Source organism: Roseibium suaedae, assembly GCF_900142725.1.
GTDB lineage: Bacteria > Pseudomonadota > Alphaproteobacteria > Rhizobiales > Stappiaceae > Roseibium > Roseibium suaedae.
In genome coordinates, this window is record NZ_FRBW01000003.1 from 630,525 (window position 1) to 650,984 (window position 20,460).

The 20,460-nt window shown below is 61.1% G+C and carries 16 protein-coding genes, 1 tRNA gene and 1 pseudogene; 7 read left to right on the forward strand and 11 right to left on the reverse strand.

The window, feature by feature from the left end:
• Positions 1-270: 270 nt before the first annotated feature.
• Positions 271-1,212 (reverse strand): annotated as a pseudogene (locus tag BUA94_RS16270) (MBL fold metallo-hydrolase); the annotation flags it as partial.
• A gap of 394 nt (positions 1,213-1,606) precedes the next feature.
• Here BUA94_RS16270 and BUA94_RS16275 point away from each other — a divergent pair.
• Positions 1,607-2,128 carry a MarR family winged helix-turn-helix transcriptional regulator gene (locus tag BUA94_RS16275; protein WP_235860616.1) on the forward strand — a complete coding sequence of 174 codons (522 nt, stop codon included), beginning with the start codon at positions 1,607-1,609 and terminating at the stop codon, positions 2,126-2,128.
• 112 nt (positions 2,129-2,240) lie between these two features.
• Complete coding sequence (locus tag BUA94_RS16280) at positions 2,241-3,662, forward strand: DUF2865 domain-containing protein (protein WP_084082069.1); 1,422 nt, start codon at positions 2,241-2,243, stop codon at positions 3,660-3,662.
• Here BUA94_RS16280 and gltX read toward each other — a convergent pair.
• From gltX to BUA94_RS16305, 5 genes are all read right to left on the reverse strand, one after another.
• Positions 3,625-4,986, reverse strand: coding sequence for a glutamate--tRNA ligase (gene gltX, locus BUA94_RS16285; protein WP_073014351.1), 1,362 nt, complete (start codon positions 4,984-4,986; stop codon positions 3,625-3,627). The two genes, BUA94_RS16280 and gltX, sit on opposite strands and share 38 nt — an antisense overlap.
• Positions 4,987-5,061: 75 nt before the next feature.
• Positions 5,062-6,291: an MFS transporter gene (locus BUA94_RS16290; RefSeq protein ID WP_073014352.1), complete on the reverse strand. Its 1,230-nt coding sequence runs from the start codon at positions 6,289-6,291 to the stop codon at positions 5,062-5,064.
• Positions 6,292-6,429: 138 nt separating this feature from the next.
• Entirely contained in the window at positions 6,430-8,121 is a 1,692-nt protein-coding gene (locus BUA94_RS16295; protein ID WP_073014433.1) for an NAD+ synthase, read from the reverse strand.
• A 99-nt stretch (positions 8,122-8,220) separates the two neighbouring features.
• On the reverse strand, positions 8,221-8,757 hold the full coding sequence (locus BUA94_RS16300; protein WP_073014353.1) for a response regulator: 537 nt from the start codon (positions 8,755-8,757) through the stop codon (positions 8,221-8,223).
• A gap of 166 nt (positions 8,758-8,923) precedes the next feature.
• Positions 8,924-10,306: a class II 3-deoxy-7-phosphoheptulonate synthase gene (locus BUA94_RS16305; protein ID WP_073014354.1), complete on the reverse strand. Its 1,383-nt coding sequence runs from the start codon at positions 10,304-10,306 to the stop codon at positions 8,924-8,926.
• A 298-nt stretch (positions 10,307-10,604) separates the two neighbouring features.
• On the opposite strand from BUA94_RS16305, the gene BUA94_RS16310 reads away from it, so the two are divergent.
• Complete coding sequence (locus BUA94_RS16310) at positions 10,605-11,336, forward strand: VIT1/CCC1 transporter family protein (RefSeq protein ID WP_073014355.1); 732 nt, start codon at positions 10,605-10,607, stop codon at positions 11,334-11,336.
• A gap of 7 nt (positions 11,337-11,343) precedes the next feature.
• Here BUA94_RS16310 and BUA94_RS16315 read toward each other — a convergent pair whose 3' ends face one another.
• Positions 11,344-11,934 (reverse strand): gamma-glutamylcyclotransferase family protein, encoded by a 591-nt coding sequence (locus BUA94_RS16315; protein WP_073014356.1) that lies wholly within the window; start codon positions 11,932-11,934, stop codon positions 11,344-11,346.
• 179 nt (positions 11,935-12,113) lie between these two features.
• Between BUA94_RS16315 and BUA94_RS16320 the strand changes: the two genes are divergently transcribed.
• Positions 12,114-13,640: a diguanylate cyclase domain-containing protein gene (locus BUA94_RS16320; protein WP_073014357.1), complete on the forward strand. Its 1,527-nt coding sequence runs from the start codon at positions 12,114-12,116 to the stop codon at positions 13,638-13,640.
• A 192-nt stretch (positions 13,641-13,832) separates the two neighbouring features.
• Positions 13,833-15,485, forward strand: a complete 1,653-nt coding sequence (locus tag BUA94_RS16325; RefSeq protein WP_073014358.1) for a GGDEF domain-containing protein — start codon at positions 13,833-13,835, stop codon at positions 15,483-15,485.
• 128 nt (positions 15,486-15,613) lie between these two features.
• On the opposite strand, the gene gor is transcribed toward BUA94_RS16325, so the two are convergent.
• The 3 genes from gor to rpiA form a co-directional block, all read right to left on the reverse strand.
• Positions 15,614-16,990 carry a glutathione-disulfide reductase gene (gor, locus tag BUA94_RS16330; protein ID WP_073014359.1) on the reverse strand — a complete coding sequence of 459 codons (1,377 nt, stop codon included), beginning with the start codon at positions 16,988-16,990 and terminating at the stop codon, positions 15,614-15,616.
• Positions 16,991-17,238: 248 nt separating this feature from the next.
• Positions 17,239-17,763, reverse strand: coding sequence for a DUF2059 domain-containing protein (locus BUA94_RS16335; protein ID WP_073014360.1), 525 nt, complete (start codon positions 17,761-17,763; stop codon positions 17,239-17,241).
• 52 nt (positions 17,764-17,815) lie between these two features.
• Positions 17,816-18,511: a ribose-5-phosphate isomerase RpiA gene (gene rpiA / locus BUA94_RS16340; protein WP_073014361.1), complete on the reverse strand. Its 696-nt coding sequence runs from the start codon at positions 18,509-18,511 to the stop codon at positions 17,816-17,818.
• Positions 18,512-18,846: 335 nt separating this feature from the next.
• Between rpiA and gph the strand changes: the two genes are divergently transcribed.
• Together gph and BUA94_RS16350 are read left to right on the forward strand one after the other, a co-directional pair.
• Entirely contained in the window at positions 18,847-19,521 is a 675-nt protein-coding gene (gene gph, locus BUA94_RS16345; RefSeq protein ID WP_073014362.1) for a phosphoglycolate phosphatase, read from the forward strand.
• A 168-nt stretch (positions 19,522-19,689) separates the two neighbouring features.
• A tRNA-Val gene (locus BUA94_RS16350) sits at positions 19,690-19,764 on the forward strand.
• Positions 19,765-19,936: 172 nt separating this feature from the next.
• Here BUA94_RS16350 and BUA94_RS16355 read toward each other — a convergent pair.
• Positions 19,937-20,293, reverse strand: coding sequence for a hypothetical protein (locus tag BUA94_RS16355; RefSeq protein ID WP_073014363.1), 357 nt, complete (start codon positions 20,291-20,293; stop codon positions 19,937-19,939).
• Between the last annotated feature and the right edge of the window lie 167 nt (positions 20,294-20,460).

The window sequence follows — 20,460 nt, forward strand, 5'->3', positions numbered from 1 at the left end:
AGCATTGCTTTCAGCCTCTTCCGAAGCCTCCACCGCATCTGCCGCCGCTTCCCCGCCTTCAACCTCTGCTTCAGCCTCGACCTCCAGATTGGGTGCCGTCTCCGCTTCAAGCTCTGCCGCTGCGGTGACTTCCTCTTCGGTCAGCTCAAGATCATCGTCTTCCGAAACTGCACCAAGGGCCTCTTCCAGCAGCAGCTCGTCGATCTGGATGGCGGCAATGGCCTGAGCCTCGTCATCATCCGCCAGAGGCAGCTCACCTGCAGCATCGCCAAGGGCATCCCAGAGGTCCCGGTCGCGCTCGGACGTCCAGAGCTGCGGCATGTCCAGCCCCTGCGCCTCATCATAGGCCCGGGCCACATTGAACGGCATGCAATGATCGTAGATCGCGTAATCCCCATAGATGGGATCCATGGCGGCACGGACGGCCAGATAGGTGCCCTTCAACCCCTTGCCGGCATGGACAGCTTCGGCTGCCGTATCGCGCAGGGTCTCGATGAACCGGCGGCAGTCGTTGACCGCTTCCGATACCCGCTCTTCGCCGATCAGGGCACCGCCGCGCCCGGGCATCACGGCCTTGGGACGGAAGGCGGCAATTCTGTCCAGGGCGCGGGGCCAGTCGGACAGATGGGCATCCCCGCAATAGCAAGCCGCCTTGCTGCACACGAGATCGCCGGTGAACATCACCATGGCATCGGGCACCCAGACGACCGCGTCGCCCATGGTGTGGCCCCGGCCAAGATGCATCAACCGCACTTCCTTGTTGCCCAGATCGATGGACATGGAAGAGGCGAAGGAAAGGCTCGGACGGGTAAGGCCCGGAATGGAGGCCGCGTCCTTGAAGAGGCGCGGGAACCTGTCGCGCTGAACGCGCCAGTCCGCTTCACCCCGTTCCTCGATCAGACGGCGGGTCAGATCGGACGCGATGATGTCGCTTGCGCCATAGGCACTCGCCCCAAGCGAGCGCACCGCATGATAATGGGTCAGCACGACATGCTTGATCGGCTTGTCCGTGACCTTGCGGATTTCCTCGATGACGCGGTTCGCCATGACAGGGGTCGGCTGGGCATCGACAACGAGGACAAAGTCCTTGCCGATCACCACGCCGGTGTTGGGATCACCCTCTGCAGTGAAGGCATAGCACCCCCGGCCGATTTCCCGGAAGGAGGTCCGTTTTTCCTCTGTGTCGGAAACGGATGCAAAATGCTTGTTCATGAGCGCCTCTCACGATCGAGGACGGAGGGCTTCTGCACGGTCCGTCTTCTAAGCGGGCCGATAATCTCAGCCTCTGTTCACAAATGCCCTGCATCCACCTTCGGGTTTCGCCACCTGGGCACCGTCAAGACATCAGGCTGTCAGGTTCCAGGGTCGATTCGCAAATATTGCAGGACTTCAGCCAAGTCCGATTGTTGCTTATCAACAGAAATCGTGACTTTCGGCGGGATTTCGCGGTTGTCTATCTGTCACTTCTGCAAATAGAGGCCGAATTCAACATTCCAGACCATATGCAATCATGTTTCCTCATTGTCATCTGATCGAGGGCTTCTCGAAGCGCATCTAAGACCGTAGTCTTTACTTCATCATTGGATCTGCAAGCACAGACAGGGTCATGACTGACCAGAAAAGTGGCATGGACAAGGCAATGGCAGAAGACACCAGACCTGAAAACCGGGAGACTGCTCCCCTGCTGGCGCTGGAAAGCTTTCTCCCCTACCGCCTGAACCTTGTGTCGGAGACGGTAAGCCAGGCTTTTGCCAGTCTCTATGAGACCCAATTCGGCATCGCGCGGCCCGAGTGGCGGGTCATCGCGCTTCTGGGCCAGTATGGCCAACTGACCGCCAAGACCATTGGCGAGCGCAGCGCCATGCACAAGACCAAGGTCAGCCGGGCAGTTGCCTCGCTGGAAAAGCGCAAGCTTGTGGTCAGGACCCCCAACCCGGATGACATGCGCGAGAGTTTCGTGGAACTGGCACATGAGGGCCAGGCCATCTATGAGGCCATCGTTCCCCAGGCCCTTGCCTTCACCAAGGCCCTGCACGAGAGCCTCAGCGCGGCTCAACGTGACGTGCTGGATGACATGCTGGAACGGATCATGGAACGGGTGAAGACGCTGCGTCAGCAAGGGCTCTGAACGCTGGGTCTGCATATTAACTGCGTTTCGTAGCTTTTATTGCTATTTTTAATCATCCTGCCATTTATGAGGCTCGACAGACACCTAACCACATCTGGTGGACAGGATTTTCATGAGCGACAGGCACTCCAGATCGGACCGGCGTAAAGGCATGCGCCTGGTCCTGGCCATGCTGGCCGTATGCGCAGGCAGCGCTACGGCCCTGGCTGCGCCTGACTGCTCGGGCCTGAAAGCGGAGCTCAGCCGTCTTGAAGGGGCATCCGGCTCCGGCGGCAAATGGGAAACCGCCCGTCAACAGCAGCAACGCTCCCTGACCGCAGCAGAACGGGACGCCGGATATTTCCAGTGCGGCACACCTGCCGCCTCGCCGAAATGCGGGCCGCTGGTCAAGACCATCTCCAAGATGCAGGCGAACCTGCGCGCCATCGACCGCCAGATCAAGAAGTCCGGCGGCAGCACACGCGACACCCGCAGGATCCAGAAGATCCGCGCCACTCTGGCCTCGAGCGAATGCCGTGCCCAGACCCGCGAAGCCAGCCAGCCCTCCTCCGGGAACAAGGGCCTTTTCGCCATGACCCGGAGCGGCTCGTCCGGCAGCAGCGTCTCGGTTGACGGCAAGACCACCTACCGTACGCTTCCCAGCGGGCTCGTCGTCTCTGTCCCGCGCTCCGGGCTTGCCCCGCAGACAGGCGCCCAAGGCACCCAGCTCACCGCGGTTGATGGCAGAAACTCCGTGCGCCGGAGCGGCGGTGATGATGGCCGGGGCGAAAACATGTCGCGCCGGGTTGCCATTCCGTCGGGCGGCACGTTCCGGACCCTGTGCGTGCGCACCTGCGACGGCTTCTTCTTCCCGATCAGCTTCTCGACCGGCAAGGACCAGTTCGCAAATGATGCGGCCCGCTGTGGCGAAATCTGTCCGGCAGCCGATACCGAGCTTTTCGTACACCGCAATCCGGGCGGTTTGCAGGATGAAATGATTTCCCTGGCTGGCGTTCCCTATGCGGATCTGACCAATGCCTATCGCTACCGGACCCAGATCGTCGAGAGTTGCAGCTGCCGGGGCGCAGCTCAGGCCGAGGCCAAGGGCTCACCGCTGAAAACCATCGCAGGTCAGGCAACGGCCGATGCAGGCAGCTTGTCGGTCAGCCATCTGCGTCTCGATCCGCCTTCGCCGAACCGGTTTGCCCCCGAGCCCAGCACGCCGATCACACCGGATCAGGTTCCCGCAGGCTCCGACCCGGACACCCGCTTGAACCTTGCGCTGGGGTTCAGTCCGGTCAACATCAAACTGACCCTTGCGCCGCAAGACGCAAATGCCCCCGTCACGACGGGATCCCTGCCCGTCCTCGGCCGCCACAAGGCAGAAGCTCCGGTGGAGCCCCCTGCCGCGCATGAGACGGCAGCAGCAACAGCAGCAGCAGACGCGGCAGGTTCTGATCAAGTTCAGGAACAGGCAGACGAAAAGGCTCCGGCAGCATCCGTGCCGCCGGCTGCCGTCAGGGTAGTCGGGCCTGAATATTTTGTCGCCCAATAAGCGGCAGCATGTCCTTCATGTCCGGACCGTGCTCAAGACCGGTCAGAGCCTTGCGCAAGGGCATGAACAGCGCCTTGCCCTTGCGGCCGGTTTCCGCCTTCAGCAGTCCGGTCCACACGCCCCAGGTCTCTGACGTGATCTCGCCTTCCGGCAGAAGCCGGGCAGCGGCCGCCAGAAACTCACGGTCCTCATCTGCTGTTTCAACCAGGATCGGGCCGTGGACGGCCTGCCAATAGGTCCGGGCATCAGAAACCTTGCCGCAATTGCCCCGTACGGTCAGCCAGAAGGGCTCGGCCACATTCACGCCCATGCTGATCAGGCGTTCCTGCACCTGGCAGAATTCCATCTCATGAACCAGCTTGGCATTCAGGCTGTTGAGATCTTCCGGATCAAACTTGGCGGACGACTTGGAGATGCTTGACAGGTCGAACTTCTTTTGCAGCGCTTCCATTGTGGCCATCGGCTCGACAGCCTGGCTGCTGCCAGTCAGCACGGCAAGCGATGCAATGGCCATCGGCTCGAAGCCCGCGTCGCGCAGGGACCCGATCGACAGGGCGCCCTTGCGCTTGGACAGGCCTTCGCCATCCCGGGTGGTCAGGAGATTGTGGTGGGCAAAGACCGGCGGCTGCGCGCCCAGAGCCTTGAAGATCGCGACCTGCACGCCCGTGTTTGCCACATGGTCCTCACCACGGATCACATGGGTGATGCCCATGTCGATGTCATCGACGATCGACGGCAGCGTGTAGAGATAGGTGCCGTCCTCGCGGATCAGGACCGGATCCGACAGGGACGCCAGGTCGATGGTCTGGTCGCCGCGGCACATGTCCGTCCAGCTCACATCCGTCCGGCGGGTGATAAAAGGATCGCCATCGTGGTTCGGCAACAGGAAGCGCCAGTGGGGCTTGCGCCCTTCGCCCTCAAAGCGTGCCTTTTCCTCATCTGTGAGCTTCAGCGCCGCCCGGTCATAGACCGGCGGGCGGCCAAGCGCACGGGCGCGGGAGCGTCGCCGCTCCAGTTCATCGGCGGTTTCGTAGCACGGGTAAAGCAGCCCTGCCTCGCGCAGAACGTCCGCAGCCTTGTCGTAAAGGGCGAACCGCTCCGACTGGCGGTCAATCCGGTGCGGATGGACGCCGAGCCAGGCCAGATCATTCTCGATGGCCTTGGCATATTCCGCCTTGGATCGTTCCAGGTCCGTATCATCAAACCGGAGGATGAAGGTGCCGCCGGTTTTCAGCGAGAAAAGCCAGTTAAACAGAGCGGGGCGGATGTTGCCGATATGGATGAAGCCGGTCGGCGACGGAGCAAAACGAACAGTGACGGTCATGGTGGACAGGTATCCGCCCGTTTGAAGGTCTGCAAGAGGGATTTTGGAGGCAAAGGCTCAGGACGCGGTGCTTTTTCAGGCAATCTCTGGAATAGGCTGCTGACGGCTTGCGAGAACCCGGGATGCCCCTGTCAAAACCAGCGAGATTGCCGCGCAATAGAGAGAGATGCCGACGAGCTGCAGATCGAAGGGCACCTGCGCATCGATCAGGAGGCCGATCAGTCCGGGGCCGGCTGCCGAGGCAAAAACCATCAGAGCAAAGGCCAAGGCGCGAATCGCGCCGATATGCCGGACACCATAGATCTCCGGCCAGAGCGCTCCGGCAAAGGTCGAGGTGAACCCGTTGCTGATCCCGAGCAGTCCCATGAAGACAAATGCAGCAATGGGCGCATGGACCAGTCCGAGGACAAGAGACGCAAGGCCGAGCGGCACGAGCATGAAGGGCAAGAGACGGCGGGCAGAGATCCGGTCGATCAGGGGACCGAGGATCAGCGAGGCGACCACCGCCATGAAGGCCATGACCGCAAAGGTGCTGGCAAACATCTCCCGCGACCAGCCGCGCAGTTCCACCAGATAGACCTGATTGAACATGACTGCAGTGCCGAAACAGGGCGGAGCGAGGACGCCGGCGGCAATTGCCCAGAAGACGGGATCACGCAGGACTTCCTTGCGGGTCCAGTCCCTCTGCCGGTTTTCCGTGGAGGCAGTTTCTGCTGCCGTTGGCACCCTTGGCCGGAAGAGAAGCGCAACAATCACCGGCAGGGCAAAGAGCAGCATGATGGCTGTTGCCGCCCACCAGCCCGCCCGCCAGCCATAGATGCCGGTGAAAGTGACAAAGGCGATGGGCATCAAGGCTTCTGCCGCCGGGAAGCCAAGCGATGCAATGGAGACTGCCCGCCCGCGCTGCGCGGAATACCAGCGCCCCATGGCGGTAAAGGAAATATGGCTCATCATCCCCTGCCCGCTGAGCCGCAGGCCGAAGATCACGGCGATCAGCACGGGAACGGAATGAACATTGGCCATGGCAACGCATAAGGCCGTCAGGCACAGCATCACCACCAGCGCCACCTTGTGCAGCGGATAGGCATCGACGCTGCGCCCGACCCAGGGCAGCATGGCTGCACTGGCGAGAGTGGCGGCCATGTAGATCAGCCCCATGTCGCCATGGCTGAGCCCAAGCTCCTGGCGCAGATCGCCCAGGGACATGGAGATGAAGAAGGTCTGGCCGAAGCAGGAAAAAGCCGTCAGCAGGAACCCGGCGCCAAGCCAGCGGGCATTCGTGCCCAGAAACGAGAAATAGGACACGGAGCCCCTCAATGACTTGGACCGCGCCCATTTGCGCCAAGGCCGGAACGATCCGGAACCGGTCCGGATCTTTCGCGAAACGGCGCGTCTTATAGCCGTTTCGCCTTCAGCCTTGCCTGTGCGGACCAGCCCTGAAGATCAGGACCGGTCGCGGAAGCGGTTGGTGATTGGATACCGCCGGTCCCGGCCGAAATTGCGTTCGGTGATCTTGACCCCGGGAGGGGCCTGGCGGCGCTTGTACTCGGCAATATAAAGCAGATGCTCGATCCGGTGGATCAGCGCACGGTCATGACCGCGCTTTTCAATGTCGCTGACCGCCATCTCATGCTCGACCAGGCAGGACAGGATGTCATCCAGCACGTCATAGGGCGGCAGGCTGTCCTGATCCGTCTGGTTCTCGCGCAGTTCGGCTGTCGGAACCTTGGTGATGATGTTGACCGGAACGACCTCACCATCCGGGCCGAGCATGCCGGACGGCCGGTTGGCGTTGCGCCAGCGGGCCATGTGGAAGACCTGGGTCTTGTAGAGATCCTTGATCGGATTGTAGCCGCCGTTCATGTCGCCATAGAGCGTTGCATAGCCGACCGACATTTCCGACTTGTTGCCCGTGGTCACGACCATGGAGCCGAACTTGTTGGAAATGGCCATCAGGATCACGCCACGGGCGCGGGACTGAAGGTTCTCCTCCGTCGTGTCCTGCTCGCAGCCGGTAAAGAGCGGCGCCAGAACGCGCCCGAAACCTTCGACGGGCTCCGCAATCGGCACGGTGTCGTAACGGATGCCCAGGGCTCTGGCGCAATCGGCAGCATCCTTGATGCTTTCCTTCGAGGTATAGCGGTAAGGCAGCATGATCGCATGCACCTTGTCCGCCCCCAGCGCATCGACGGCCATGGCCGCGCAAATGGCGGAATCAATGCCACCGGAGAGGCCAAGCACCACGCCGGGAAACCCGTTCTTGCGCACGTAGTCCCCAAGCCCCATGACGCAGGCGCGCCAGTTGGCCTCATCCAGTCCCGGAAGGGAGGCGAAGGTGCCGTTCTCGCAGCGCCAGCCGCCCTCGGCCTGACGCACCCAGTCGCTGAAACCGAGAGCCGTCTCGAACTGCGACAGCTGGAACGCCAGCGCCCGGTCGGCCTGCAGCGCGAAGGAGCCGCCGTCAAAAACCAGTTCGTCCTGTCCGCCAAGCTGGTTGCAATAGACCAGCGGCAGTCCGCTTTCCACCACACGGGCGACGACGACCGGCAGACGCTCGTCCGCCCGGTGCGCCCAGTAGGGAGACCCGTTGGGAACCAGAAGCATTTCGGCTCCGGTTTCCGCCAGGCATTCGCAGACTTCGTCGTTCCAGATGTCCTCGCAGATCGGCACGCCGATGCGCACCCCGCGAAAATCCATAGGCCCCGGCAAAGGCCCCGCCTTGAACACGCGCTTTTCGTCGAAGACGCCGTAGTTCGGCAGATCATACTTGTAGCGCAGGGTCTGAACCTTGCCGCCATCCAGCAGAGCAACCGCATTATGCAGCGTGTCACCATCCAGCCAGGGCGTGCCGACCAGCATGGCCGGGCCACCGTCGGCCGTGTCCGCCGCAAGCTCTTCGATCGTCTGCATGCAGCGGCGCACGAAGGCCCGCTTGAGCACGAGATCCTCGGTCGGATACCCGGCCACCACCAGCTCGGAATAGAGCACCAGATCGGCCCCGCCTGCTGCAGCTTCCGCTCTGGCCGAACGGATGAGGGCAAGGTTGCCCGCAATGTCCCCGACGGTCGGGTTCATCTGCGCAACGGCAAGGCGGAAGCGGCCGTCAACCGGCCGGGGAGTCGAGGAAGTCGTCATGTGCGTGATGTACTCCGGGAGGGAGCCGCATGCAATCGCCGGGTGCATGCAAGACCTTGCGTTCCGGCCCGTTTTCCAATCCGTTCGCGGGCTGGACGATCAGAGAAGAGCCGTCGACAGCATATCGGGCCTTGCATCGCGCGCAAGTCTTGTGCCGCTGCCCATCAGCATCGGATCCGTCTCGGCCGTCCCTTGCGCGAACTTCTCCCGGAACAGGCCCTTGGTGCGGCCATGAACCAACTGACGTTCCAGCACGCCGCAGATCCGCTTGTAGAGAACAACAGGCGCAACGGGCTTCGCGACAAATCCATGAATGCCGACACGCATTGCCTCGAGAATGACTGTCTTTCGCGAATGGGCGCTGACCACCAGAACCGGTGTGGTGCTGATATGGGGATCCCGGTCGCGGCGCATGATCTTCAGGAACTCGCCGCCGCTGACGGGTGACATCATCCAGTCGCACAGGACAAAGTCAGGGGTCCGGTCAATGAGTGTTTCAAGACCGTCCGCGCCGTCATTGGCCTCGTAGATTTGCCGCACGCCAAAGCCTGCCAAGATCGACCGGACTATGGAGCGCATGTGCAGGTTGTCTTCGATGAGAAGAAACGAAACCTGTGACAGGTCCCAATGCCGCACGCGATACCCTCCCCTTACGTCACGCCAGCAACGTATGCATCAAGCAGGTAAAGGGAGCCTTAGCAAAATTATCGATATTCCCGGTTTCATCTGAGAAAAACGAAAAAGGGCGCCCGAAGGCGCCCTTTTGTGGAAATCGCGGCAGATGATCCGCCTCTCCGTTTGATCAGCCGTATGCAGCAACAGCTTCCGGCTGGCGCTCATCCCGTTCACGCTTAAGATTTTCAGCGATCAGGAAGGCCAGTTCCAGAGCCTGGTCCGCGTTGAGGCGCGGATCGCAATGGGTGTGGTAGCGGTCACCGAGCTGATCGGCGGTCAGCGCATGGGCGCCACCGGTGCATTCGGTCACATTGCGGCCGGTCATTTCCACATGGACGCCGCCTGCATGGGTGCCTTCGGCGCGGTGAACAGCGAAGAAGGATTCCACTTCCTTGAGGATGCGCTCGAACGGGCGGGTCTTGTAGCCGCCAGCAGTGACCGTGTTGCCGTGCATCGGGTCACAGGACCAGACGACCGTGCGCCCTTCCCGCTCGACAGCGCGGATGAGCTGCGGCAGATGGTCGAACACCTTATCCGCGCCGAAACGGCAGATCAGGGTCAGACGACCAGCTTCGTTTTCCGGGTTCAGCTTGTCGATCAGTTCCAGCAACCCATCCGGTGTCAGGGACGGACCGCACTTGAGGCCGATCGGGTTCTTGATGCCGCGGAAATACTCGATATGCGCATGATCCGGCTGACGGGTGCGGTCACCGATCCACAGCATGTGGCCGGAGGTGGCGTACCAGTCACCGGTGGTGCTGTCGACGCGGGTGAAGGCTTCTTCATAGCCGAGAAGCAGAGCTTCATGGCTGGTGAAAAAATCCGTCGAGCGGAACTGCGGAACGCTGGTGGAATCCACACCGCAGGCGCGCATGAAGGCAAGCGCTTCGGTGATCCGGTCAGCAAGCACCTTGTAGCGGTGACCCTGCGGGCTGTCGGAAATGAAGCCGAGCATCCACTTATGGACCTGGTCGAGGTTCGCAAAGCCGCCCTGCGCGAAAGCGCGCAGCAGGTTCAGCGACGCTGCGGACTGACGATAGGCCATGGCCATCCGGTTCGGATCCGGGATACGGCTTTCCGGCGTGAAGGCGATGTCGTTGATGATGTCGCCGCGGTAGCTCGGCAGCTCAACGCCGTCCTTGGTCTCGGTGCCAGAGGAGCGCGGCTTGGCGAACTGACCGGCGATACGGCCGACCTTCACGACCGGCTGAGCGCCGGCAAAGGTCAGGACGACAGCCATCTGCAGGAAGGCGCGGAAGAAGTCACGAATGTGATCAGCATGGTGCTCTGCGAAGCTCTCGGCGCAGTCGCCGCCCTGAAGCAGGAAAGCCTTGCCGGCAGCAACATCGGCAAGCTGGCGCTTCAGAGCGCGGGCTTCACCTGCAAACACAAGCGGCGGATAGGTCGACAGACGCTTTTCAACGTCCGTGAGCGCTTCCTGGTCGGGATAATCCGGCACCTGCAAGATCGGCTTTGATCTCCAGCTATCCGGTGTCCACTTTTCCGCCATCAGTCCTACTCCTGCCTGGATCAGCGGGCGCGTTGCATGGCCCTGCCGACTGCCCAAAAGCTGATCAATTTCAAAGTGTCAGAACCACCGAACGCAGATCATACCGCGCAGGCAATCCTGAAAGAGCCGGGGTTTCCCCTACTGTTATTCCGACAGTTCCCGGGTCACACTCATTTCCAACCGCCGCCCATGAAAAGGCAAAACGTTCGGCCTTATATACGTATCTTTGGCCAGAGACCACACCCGCAAGCGCCGATTTCCAGCAAAGCTGCGCCCGAACCGGAAAAATAATGGCCCCATGGAACTGGAACACAGCCACAGCCCCCAGGACATTGAGACCCGCCTGAAGAATGGCCCGTCCGTCAGCTATCTCCGGGACTGGGTCTACGGGGGCATAGACGGCGCCGTGACCACCTTTGCGATTGTCGCAGGATCGCTCGGTGCACAGCTGCCTTCATCCGTCGTGCTGATCCTCGGCCTTGCCAACCTGCTCGCCGATGGCTTCTCCATGGCGGCAGCCAATTATACCGGAACCAAGACGGAAATCGACGACTTCCGCCGCTTGCGCCTGATCGAGGAAAAGCACATCCGCCTTGCGCCGGAAGGCGAGCGTGAGGAAATCCGGCAGATCTTCCGCACCAAGGGCTATCGCGGCGCCGAGTTGGAAACCCTGACTGCCATCATTACCTCGCGCAAGAGCACCTGGATCGAGACCATGATGCAGGGCGAGTATGGCCTTTCGAGCGTTCAAAGATCACCGGTAAAGGCTGCATCCAGCACCTTTGCAGCCTTTGCCCTATGCGGATCCTTGCCGCTTCTGCCCTACGCCCTCGGCCTGCCCTCGAGCGACATGATCGCCGTGGTCCTGACCGCTCTTGCCTTCTTTGGCATCGGCTCGGCCAAGTCCCGATGGTCCACACAGGGCTGGATCCGCTCGGGACTGGAGACCACGCTGATCGGGATGACCGCCGCCGCCATCGCCTGGGCCGTGGGGGCCGGGCTGCACGCAGCCTTCGGCACCACGCTATGAGGCCACTTCAGACCGGAATATATCGGATATCGAGCGGCGCCAGATACCGGTCGATCAGCGCGATCACGTCAGGATCGGCCTGAACCGCTCGGGGATAGATAGGAGCTGCACGGTCTGCCAGCACGGGAGAATGCCATCCACGGGTGGTTTCGACGAAATGGCGGATCCCTTCTTCACCCCAGAAGTCATGGAAGCCGAGCAGTACGCAGTCGATATAGCTCTGCAGGATCGGATTGCTGTCAGATCCCCAATCCCGGTTCTCGGCCTTTGCCTGAAACAGGAACATGTCCTCCGGCCCCGGAAGCCCCGCCTCTTCGCAGGTGAATTGGCTGCCGACCGACGAAATCTTGTCGTAGCGCATCTCCCGCTTTTCGAGCGCGGCCAGCCCTGTTTTCGGCTCTCTGGCCAGCACGCCCAGAATAGAGGCCCCGGGCTCAGGCGCAACGGACAGGGCACAGATGCCACGGCCGGAATCAGTCAGTCCGACCACCCGCCATTCCCGGATCCATCCGTCGAGCCGCCCTGCCCGAACGCTTGTGCCCGGCGCCAGGGTTCGGGTGTTTACAAGCGAGCCATAGCCAAAATAGGTAATCGTCATGTGCCTTCCACGCGTCAAACGCCCTGTTACTTTTACTGATATTTAGAGAAAACACTGGCCAGATCCGCATGTGATCTTAACGTTTTGCCCCTAGGGGTTCGCGCAATAACATGTTCTGCAAGCCAGTTCAGCAGGTCTGATCAGCAGGTCTGGCTGAACACAACGACGATGGCGTTCTGATGACCACGAGCACAGGAAACGGATGGGCCGGGGCAAATGCCCCAGCCTCCAGCAGCCGGATTGCGGCCTATGTCTACCGGCTCGCGGCCCTTCTCATCCTCATTGCAGCAGCTTCTCTCGCCGTCGTCGGCTACCTGGCCTCCCAGTCTGCCGACAGGCAGGCCTTGAAACACGAGACCTATGTCTTCGACAATGCCCTGCGCGATCATCAGCTTCTGATTGCCCGGGACCAGTTGAGCGTTGCCCGGTGGGACGATGCGGTGGAGCACATCGTCAAGGGCGTGGAGCCGGACTTCATTCGCCAGGAGTTTGCCCATGCCCTGTGGAACGACTTCGGCATGCACCGAAGCTTCCTGATCGGTCCGGGCGACGAGCTGCTGGCCAGCACCCGCGAGGATCAAGCTGATTTCACCAGACGCAGCCTGGCTGGGGACGATCCCGTCCGGGCTCTGGCAGACAAGCTGCGCAAGCGGATCAAGGATGGCGTTCCGGAGTTTCCCGCGACAGCGGCCGCGGGCGACACCCTCGACAGCACCTTGAAAATCGATGAAGTGGCCGACTTCGCCTTCGCCCGCCTGGACGGCCAGCCCGTGCTTCTGAGCGCGGTTCAGATCCTGCCCGAGGATGGCCGGGTCAACTTGTCCACCTGGCCAGTGATCATTCTGGTCGCAGCAAAACCGATCAACCAAAACTTCCTCAGCCAGCTGACGGCACCGCTCGACCTGATGGACATCGCCTTTCTGGATGGACAGGCCCCCGACGGCATGGATGCCCGACGCGAGCTGACCGACCCCAACGGCAAGCTGGTCGGCACTTTCACCTGGTCTTCCCAGCAGCCAGGCCTGCAGATCTGGCAGCTGATCCTGCCTGTGGCCTTCGGTCTTTGCCTGCTTCTGGCAGTGGCGGCCTTCATCGTGTCGCGCAAGATCATACGCCTGACCCGCTCGCTTGAGCAGAGCGAGGCAATCAACCATTTCAACGCCCGCCATGATCCGCTGACCGGCTGCAGCAACCGACTGGCGTTCAGCGAGATCCTGTCCGCTGCCTTCGAGGGCCTGCCTGAGACTCCGTTTGCGTTGATTGCGTGCGATCTGGACAACTTCAAATCCGTCAACGACACCCGTGGCCATGCGGCGGGAGACGCCGTGCTCAAGACAATCGCGGACCGGCTCAAGGAGATTGTCGAACCGGAAGGTCACGTCGGCCGGATCGGCGGCGATGAATTTCTGATCGTGACCTCCCTGCCGAAGGGGCCCGAGAGCGGAAACCTCGGCCATCTGGCGGACCAGATCCTCGCCAGTGCGCAGATGCCGATCTCCCTGCCTGGAGGAGGCACCTTCCGCACTGGTGTATCTCTCGGCATTGCCGAGGCTCCCCTCTGCGGCAGTCAGGAGACAGACTTGCTTCGCTCTGCGGATGCGGCGCTCTACAAGGCCAAGCAGAACGGCCGCAACCGCGCCTGTCATGCGGTCCCTGCGAAGGAAACAAGAGACGCATCGCACGATGCCTCACTGATCCCCTCCTGACTTAAGGGAAACTACGTCCTGTCATTTTTGGCAGGTTCAAGAATTTCTTGCCGGATCCCTGGTGAAAATTCCCGATCCCGACCGGATATGTCTTGCCATTGGTCCGATTTTCACAGCATTTCGCGAGGTAAAATTAACCCGCACCGGTTAGGATCAGGCCGGATAAAAAAGTCGATTTTTCAGGACACCCCTTTGCGCCAGGCAGACGAGAGGAAAAAACGGAAACGAGAGGAAAAATCCTCGCGTACCCATATTCCGAGTCTTGCCTTCCTACTTGCCAGCCTGCTGATCGCGGTCACAACGGCCTCTCTGGTATTTGTCGGCTACATCGCTTCTGAAGCCTCACAGTCCCAGGCCATTCAGAGCGAGCACAAGCTGTTCGAAAACACCCTCAATGACCGGGTCCGGCTTGTGATCCGGGAAGCCTTGCCGATTGCGCGCTCCGACGAAGCGATCAACAAGATCGTCCTGTCCTTCAACATCGACTATGTCCGGGATCAGCTTGGCAAATTGTGGAGCCAGCATAGCCACAACAGAAGTCTTCTGGTGTCGAGCGACAAGGTGGTGCTGGCAGAATCCTTTGAGGGATACACCCATATCGCCAGGCATCCGCTTGCGGATCTGCCATCCCTGATGCCCCTGATGGACGCGGCCCAAAGGCTCTACGAGCGGAACCGGGTCCGGGTTCCGGGCGGCTACAGCCACCGGACATTGCAGGATCTGGATCTTTCCAAATATTCTGCCTATGGCCTGGTCACCCTGGACCACAAGCCTGCGGTGGTTGGAATTCTTCCCTTGATGCCGGATGAAGAGAAGGTCCAGCTTCCGGATGAAAAGACCGTCTTCCTGGTCACGGTCCGCTTTCTGGATGCCGCTTTCATCCGTAGCCTGAACACTCAAATCGGCTTCAAGGGCCTGTCCTTCATTCCAGGTCCCATCAAGCCGGACTGGGGACCGAACCACTTTCTTCTGGCCGCAGACGGCGAGCCTCTGGGCTCTTTTGTCTGGCAGAGCGAAGCCCAGAGCAACAGCATCTGGCCAACGGTCATTCCGGTGATCCTGATGCTGGGCGTGACCCTCGCCGCCCTCGCCTTGCTGATCGCCTGGCGCATCGGCCGGCTGACCCATTCGCTGCAGGCCAGTGAGAGGCAGAACCGCTATCTGGCGCTTCATGACACCCTGAGCGGCCTGCCCAACCGGCTCTATTTCAACCGCATCCTGACAGCGTCTCTCAAGGCCCTGCCCGGCAAGCCCTTCGCAATCCTTCACTGTGACCTCGACCACTTCAAGACGGTCAACGACACCCATGGGCATGGTGCGGGCGATATCGTGATCAAGGAAGTTGCCCGCCGGATGCAGGAAATCCTTGGGCGCACCGGCGTCGTCTCCCGCGTCGGCGGTGACGAGTTCATCGTCATCATCCGCAAGACCGTGGCCCGTGCCAAGCTGGAAGCCCTTGCCAGCGCGCTGATCCAGGCGACAAATCTCAAGATCCAGATCGATGAGGACGCGTCGGTCCGGGTGGGACTAAGCGTGGGCATCGCCATTGCGCGGTTCAAGGATCAGGATCTTGAGACCCTGCTCGCGGAAGCAGACAGGGCGCTCTACACGTCCAAGGAAGCAGGCCGCGGCCTGCTGACTTTCTCCGAACATCCCCATGGCGACGAGCTGAAGGGCGATGAGTTGGCCGCCGAAGTGCTGCGCCGCTCGTCAGGCAAGGAAAAGTCCCGGACGGACCGGCCAAAGGCAGCAACGCCTCTTGAGTCGGTGGATGAAGATGCCGAGCCCTCTGAAGCCACGCCACCGGCCGCGGGCAAATCCGGACCGAACCGCAAGGCCGCCTGAGAGCCAGGGCGCTTTCCGCAAACCTCCGCCGCATCGCGAATTCAGAAAAATACACCCCGAAATGCAAAACGGCCCCATGCTGCAAGGCATGGGGCCGCCGGTTTCGTCAGGCTGCGCAGATACTCTGATCAGGCGCGGATGCGGCGGGAGGGTTCGCGCATGGTGACCAGCTCTTCCGCAGCTGTCGGATGAACGGCAACCGTGCGGTCGAAGTCGGCCTTGGTTGCCCCCATCTGCAGGGTAATGCCAAGGATCTGCGCCAGCTCGCCCGCATCCGGTCCCATGATATGCACACCCAGAACCTTGTCCGTGTCGGCATTGACGATGATCTTCATCATGGTCCGCTCATCACGGCCCGCCAGGGTGTTCTTCATCGGGCGGAAACGGGTCGAGTAAATGTCGAGGTTCGGCGAGACTTCGAGTGCCTGCTCTTCGCTGAGGCCGACCGTGCCGAGCTCCGGCTGGGAGAAGACAGCCGTTGCAATCAGACTGTGATCAACGGTCCAGGGCTTGCCACCGAAGGTGCTGTCGGCAAAGGCATGGCCTTCCCGGATTGCGACCGGCGTCAGAGCCGCACGTCCGGTCACATCCCCGACGGCATAGATGGACGGCGCGGTGGAGCGGGACTCCGCATCCACGACGATCTCACCATTGGCGCGCATCTCGACGCCTGCCTTGTCGAGGCCGAGGCCCTTGGTGTGCGCATCGCGGCCTATGGCATACATGACCTGATCCACAACGAGGGTCAGCCCCTTCTTGCTGGTCACTTCCAGCTTGCCGTCGTCGCGCTTGACGATCGCGGTCACCACGTCTTCGGTGATGACATTGATGCCCTTTTTGGTGATCTCTTCCTGCAGTGCCACCCGCAGCTCATTGTCGAAGCCGCGCAGGATGGTCTCACCGCGGTACATCAGATGGGTTTCAGAACCCAGACCATTGAAGATGCCCGCAAACTCGACCGCAATATAACCGCCGCCAAGCACCAGAACGCTCTCCGGCAGCTTGTCCAGATGGAACGCCTCATTGGAGGTGATGGCGTGTTCGTGACCGGGAATGGACGTGTCCACATTGGGGGAAGCGCCGACGGCAACCAGAATGGTCTTGGCCGTGAGGGTCTGGCCCGTGGACAGCAAGCGCACCGTGTTGGCGTCTTCCACGACGGCGCGGGTGTCGAAGGTCTCAACGTTGTGGCGTTCGAGGTTTGCCCGGTACAGGCCTTCAAGACGGGTGATTTCCTTGTCCTTGGCAGCCATCAGCTTCTCCCAGGAGAAGCTCCGCTCGCCAACGCTCCAGCCAAAGCCTTCCGCGTCCTCGAATTCCTCGGAATAATGGGACGCATAGACAAAAAGCTTCTTGGGCACACAGCCCCGGATGACGCAGGTTCCGCCGTAGCGATGCTCTTCGGCAATTGCGACCTTGGCGCCGTGGGAAGCTGCAATGCGGGCAGCCCGCACACCGCCAGACCCTGCACCAATCACAAACAGGTCGTAATCAAACTCGCTCATCCTAATCCCTTTCATGCTCTGGATGGTCCGGCATTCCCCGGACATTCCGCCACCTCAGGAGCCTGCCCCTGCCCTGAACCGGTGAGCGGCACATCCACCCGCATGCGGGCAGCGAAGCCAGGCTGCGGACCATCTCACAAAACTGTCGGGCAGTTTGTGGGTCTGCCCAGACAAAAAAACAAGGCCGCAAAGCGGCCTTGTCCTTCATTCTCTTTCACGAGCCGGTGAATTTCCGGCCGCATGAAACCTTACTGCTTCGGAGCTTCAGCGGCGGTGCGCTTTTCCAGCTCTTCACGCACCATGGCGACCAGCTCGCTCGAGATCTGGTCCTGCCACTGACGGGCCGCACCGATGGCGAGAGCCGTAATGGTCGGGCCATTGTCGGTCAGCTTGGAGCCAAGCGGAGACTGATAGAAAGCAACGAGCTGCTTCAGCTCTTCTTCGGTGAAGCGGCGCGCCCAGATCTCGTAGATGGTCTTGTTCAGGTCAGCGCGCTTGGCTGCCAGCTTCAGAGCCACTTCGGAGGTCACATCGACGATTTCCTGGGTCCGGGCCGGGTCTGCCTGCACGAACAGCGTACGGGTCTGTTCAGCCAGCAGCGGCAGGATGTCGTCGAAGGAGCTCAGGGCCTTGGTTGCGGTCACAACTTCCTTGGCAGCGGCCAGGTGGCTTTCGGTGAACTCGCTCGTCTGTGCCTGAACCGGAGCGGCAGCCAGAGCAAACATCACGGCGCCAAAGGCAGCAGAAGCGGAAAAAACAGACTTAAGTTTCATTTTAGAACTCCAATGAGGCCGGATCTTCCGCCCGGCCATAAATCTCAAGAACTCACTTCGCAGGTTCGACCACCGTCACGCCCTGCTTGCCTGCCACATAGGCCTTTGCCGCCAAGCCCAGGAACAGACCATGCTCTACCACGCCCGGGATCGCAACCAGGTCGTGCGCCAGCCGGGCAGCGTCCGCGATCCGGCCCAGATGAGCGTCGAGGATGTAATGTCCACCATCTGTGACAAAAGGATGTTCAGCACCACCACGAAGCACAAGTTTCCCCTGAAGGCCGTTGCGGGCAAAGCATGCTTCCACAGCCTTGGTGGTTGCGCCGAGACCGAAAGGATTGACCTCGATCGGCAGCGGGAATGCGCCAAGGCACTCGACCAGCTTGGATTCGTCGGCAATCACGATCATGCTGAGGGAGGCCGCCGCGACGATCTTCTCGCGCAGCAAGGCACCGCCGCCGCCCTTGACCAGGGTCAGGGCCGGATCAATCTCGTCGGCCCCATCGATGGTCAGGTCCAGTTCCGGCAGCTCTTCCAGGGTCGCCAGCTTGATGCCTTCGGCCTCTGCAAGTTCGCGGGTACGTTCTGAGGTAGGGACGCCAACAACATCAAGGCCGGCGCGCACGCGGGCACCCAGCGCCCGGACGAAATGCTCTGCCGTGGACCCCGTGCCGATGCCAAGCTTCATGCCCGGCTTCACGTCTTCTGCGGCCCGCTCTGCTGCCAGCCGTTTAAAGTCGTCGCTCATCGCGCCTCGTCTTTCCCTGCAAGCCGGTCTGAAACACCGGCATGTCACTTGTGCCTGCGGCCCTTCGGGCAGCACAAGCGCCTGAATTCTGAACGGTCCAGCCTGGCTGGGATCCGGTGCCGCTGATTAGCACGGCTGGAAGGGTCTGGCCAAGACCTGAGTTCAGTCGTCTCACCTTCCGTCACTTCTCTAAGGCAGAGGGAAGCCATCGCCGAGGGCGTAAAGGCTTGCCCGCCTCTCCCCTGCCCCTTACAGCTCCCCGGCATGGCCTTGCCTGCCTCTTCGCCCGGAGATAGGGTCGTGCCACCTTCCAATCTTGTTTCAGGACCTTCCCGATGCCCGTACTGGTATTCGATCTCGACGGCACGCTGGTGTCTTCGATGGACGACCTCACCGCGACCCTCAATGCCGTGCTGGTCAAGGCCGGCTATCAGGCGATTGCCCCCGAATCCGTTCGCACCATGATCGGACATGGCGCAAAGGTGCTGCTGCAGCGGGGACTGACCGCCAATGGCGTCGACTGGACCGAAGAAAGCCTTGCCCCGCTCTACCGGGATTTCCTCGACTATTATGAAGCCAACATCGCCGTACACACCCGCCCCTTCCCTGGCGTGATCGATGCGCTGGAAAGCTTCAGGGCAGAAGGATGGAAGCTGGCGGTCTGCACCAACAAGGTCGAGCGCCTGACCCTGCCGCTGATGGAGGCGCTGGATCTGACCCGTCATTTCGACACGATTGTCGGCGGTGACACCTTCTCCAAGGCCAAGCCGGACGCAGAACCCGTTCTGGGCGCCATCGCCCGCGCCGGCGGCAGCGCCGATGGATCCATCATGATCGGTGATTCCGTCACCGACATTGACGCGGCCCGCGCTGCCCGCATTCCTGTTGTCGCAGTCGATTTCGGCTACACGCCGGTGCCCGTCACCGAACTTGGTCCGGATGTGGTGATCTCCCATTTCAATGAGCTGGCCGGCGCCATCTCCCGCATTCGCGCGGATCAGCCCGCCTGACGTATCAAATGGCATGGGGGCCAGGCAACAACGTGGCCAGGCGGCCCAATGACGGCTAGACAGATCCGGGTTATCCACTCCCGCGCGCTTTTGACGACGCAGGCCTTGCATAACCCGGATCAATCCAGTAAATGACCGCAACCGGCCGGACGGACACCGTCAAGGCACGGGCGATTAGCTCAGCGGGAGAGCACTCCCTTCACACGGGAGGGGTCACTGGTTCAATCCCAGTATCGCCCACCATCTACCTCATTGATATCAATGAATTTTCTGCAAGGCGCACAGCGTCAACCTTGCAGCAACGAGCAAGAACATTCAGAGAACAAATCGCAAAAGAACGGGTTTCTCGTACAAAACCGAGACAGCTCTGTTCTCTGGACGTTCTCAATCGGGCAGCTGCCGGGGTTCATTCTGATCAGGCTCTGCGCAAAAACTCCATGATGAAGGCGCGGGACGAATAGAGAGCGAAGGCAGCAGTCAAGAGACCGCCGCCCGCCCACCAAAGGAATCGACCCAGCCGCCCCGCCCCTTGCACCTGAAGCTGATACTGGCGAACTTCCGCAAGCGTCGGTCCAGAAGCCTCGATACTCCGCTCTACCGCATCAACGCGGCTCTTGAGCGCCAGCATTTCGCCTGACATTTCTTCCAGCTTTGCATAGAGACGCCTGCGGCTTTCCGAGGCGGTCTCCTGCTGCGAAGCCAGAATGGACCGGACTTCCCGGAAGCCCTCATCCATCATCTTCATCAGAGCCGTATTCACAGTGTCAGTCATGAACCGGCTCCCAGCCGCAAATGGCCTCACCTTTTTCATTGTGCGCCTGGATCGCCCGCTTCTCCGCGACAAACTTGCCTGCGATGCTATCCAGATAGATCGGGCGCGACACCTCGCAGAAACTTCCCTCAGGGCTTGCGCACCCAGCGAGACAAGCGCTCATCAAG

Excerpts from the sequence above, each read along its gene's own strand:
- BUA94_RS16275 (WP_235860616.1), top strand. The coding sequence starts at position 1,607 with ATGACTGACCAGAAAAGTGGCATGGACAAGGCAATGGCAGAAGACACC.
- BUA94_RS16280 (WP_084082069.1), top strand. The coding sequence starts at position 2,241 with ATGAGCGACAGGCACTCCAGATCGGACCGGCGTAAAGGCATGCGCCTG.
- gltX (WP_073014351.1), bottom strand. The coding sequence starts at position 4,986 with ATGACCGTCACTGTTCGTTTTGCTCCGTCGCCGACCGGCTTCATCCAT.
- BUA94_RS16295 (WP_073014433.1), bottom strand. The coding sequence starts at position 8,121 with ATGACGACTTCCTCGACTCCCCGGCCGGTTGACGGCCGCTTCCGCCTT.
- BUA94_RS16305 (WP_073014354.1), bottom strand. The coding sequence starts at position 10,306 with ATGGCGGAAAAGTGGACACCGGATAGCTGGAGATCAAAGCCGATCTTG.
- BUA94_RS16310 (WP_073014355.1), top strand. The coding sequence starts at position 10,605 with ATGGAACTGGAACACAGCCACAGCCCCCAGGACATTGAGACCCGCCTG.
- BUA94_RS16315 (WP_073014356.1), bottom strand. The coding sequence starts at position 11,934 with ATGACGATTACCTATTTTGGCTATGGCTCGCTTGTAAACACCCGAACC.
- BUA94_RS16320 (WP_073014357.1), top strand. The coding sequence starts at position 12,114 with ATGACCACGAGCACAGGAAACGGATGGGCCGGGGCAAATGCCCCAGCC.
- gor (WP_073014359.1), bottom strand. The coding sequence starts at position 16,990 with ATGAGCGAGTTTGATTACGACCTGTTTGTGATTGGTGCAGGGTCTGGC.
- BUA94_RS16335 (WP_073014360.1), bottom strand. The coding sequence starts at position 17,763 with ATGAAACTTAAGTCTGTTTTTTCCGCTTCTGCTGCCTTTGGCGCCGTG.
- rpiA (WP_073014361.1), bottom strand. The coding sequence starts at position 18,511 with ATGAGCGACGACTTTAAACGGCTGGCAGCAGAGCGGGCCGCAGAAGAC.
- gph (WP_073014362.1), top strand. The coding sequence starts at position 18,847 with ATGCCCGTACTGGTATTCGATCTCGACGGCACGCTGGTGTCTTCGATG.
- BUA94_RS16355 (WP_073014363.1), bottom strand. The coding sequence starts at position 20,293 with ATGACTGACACTGTGAATACGGCTCTGATGAAGATGATGGATGAGGGC.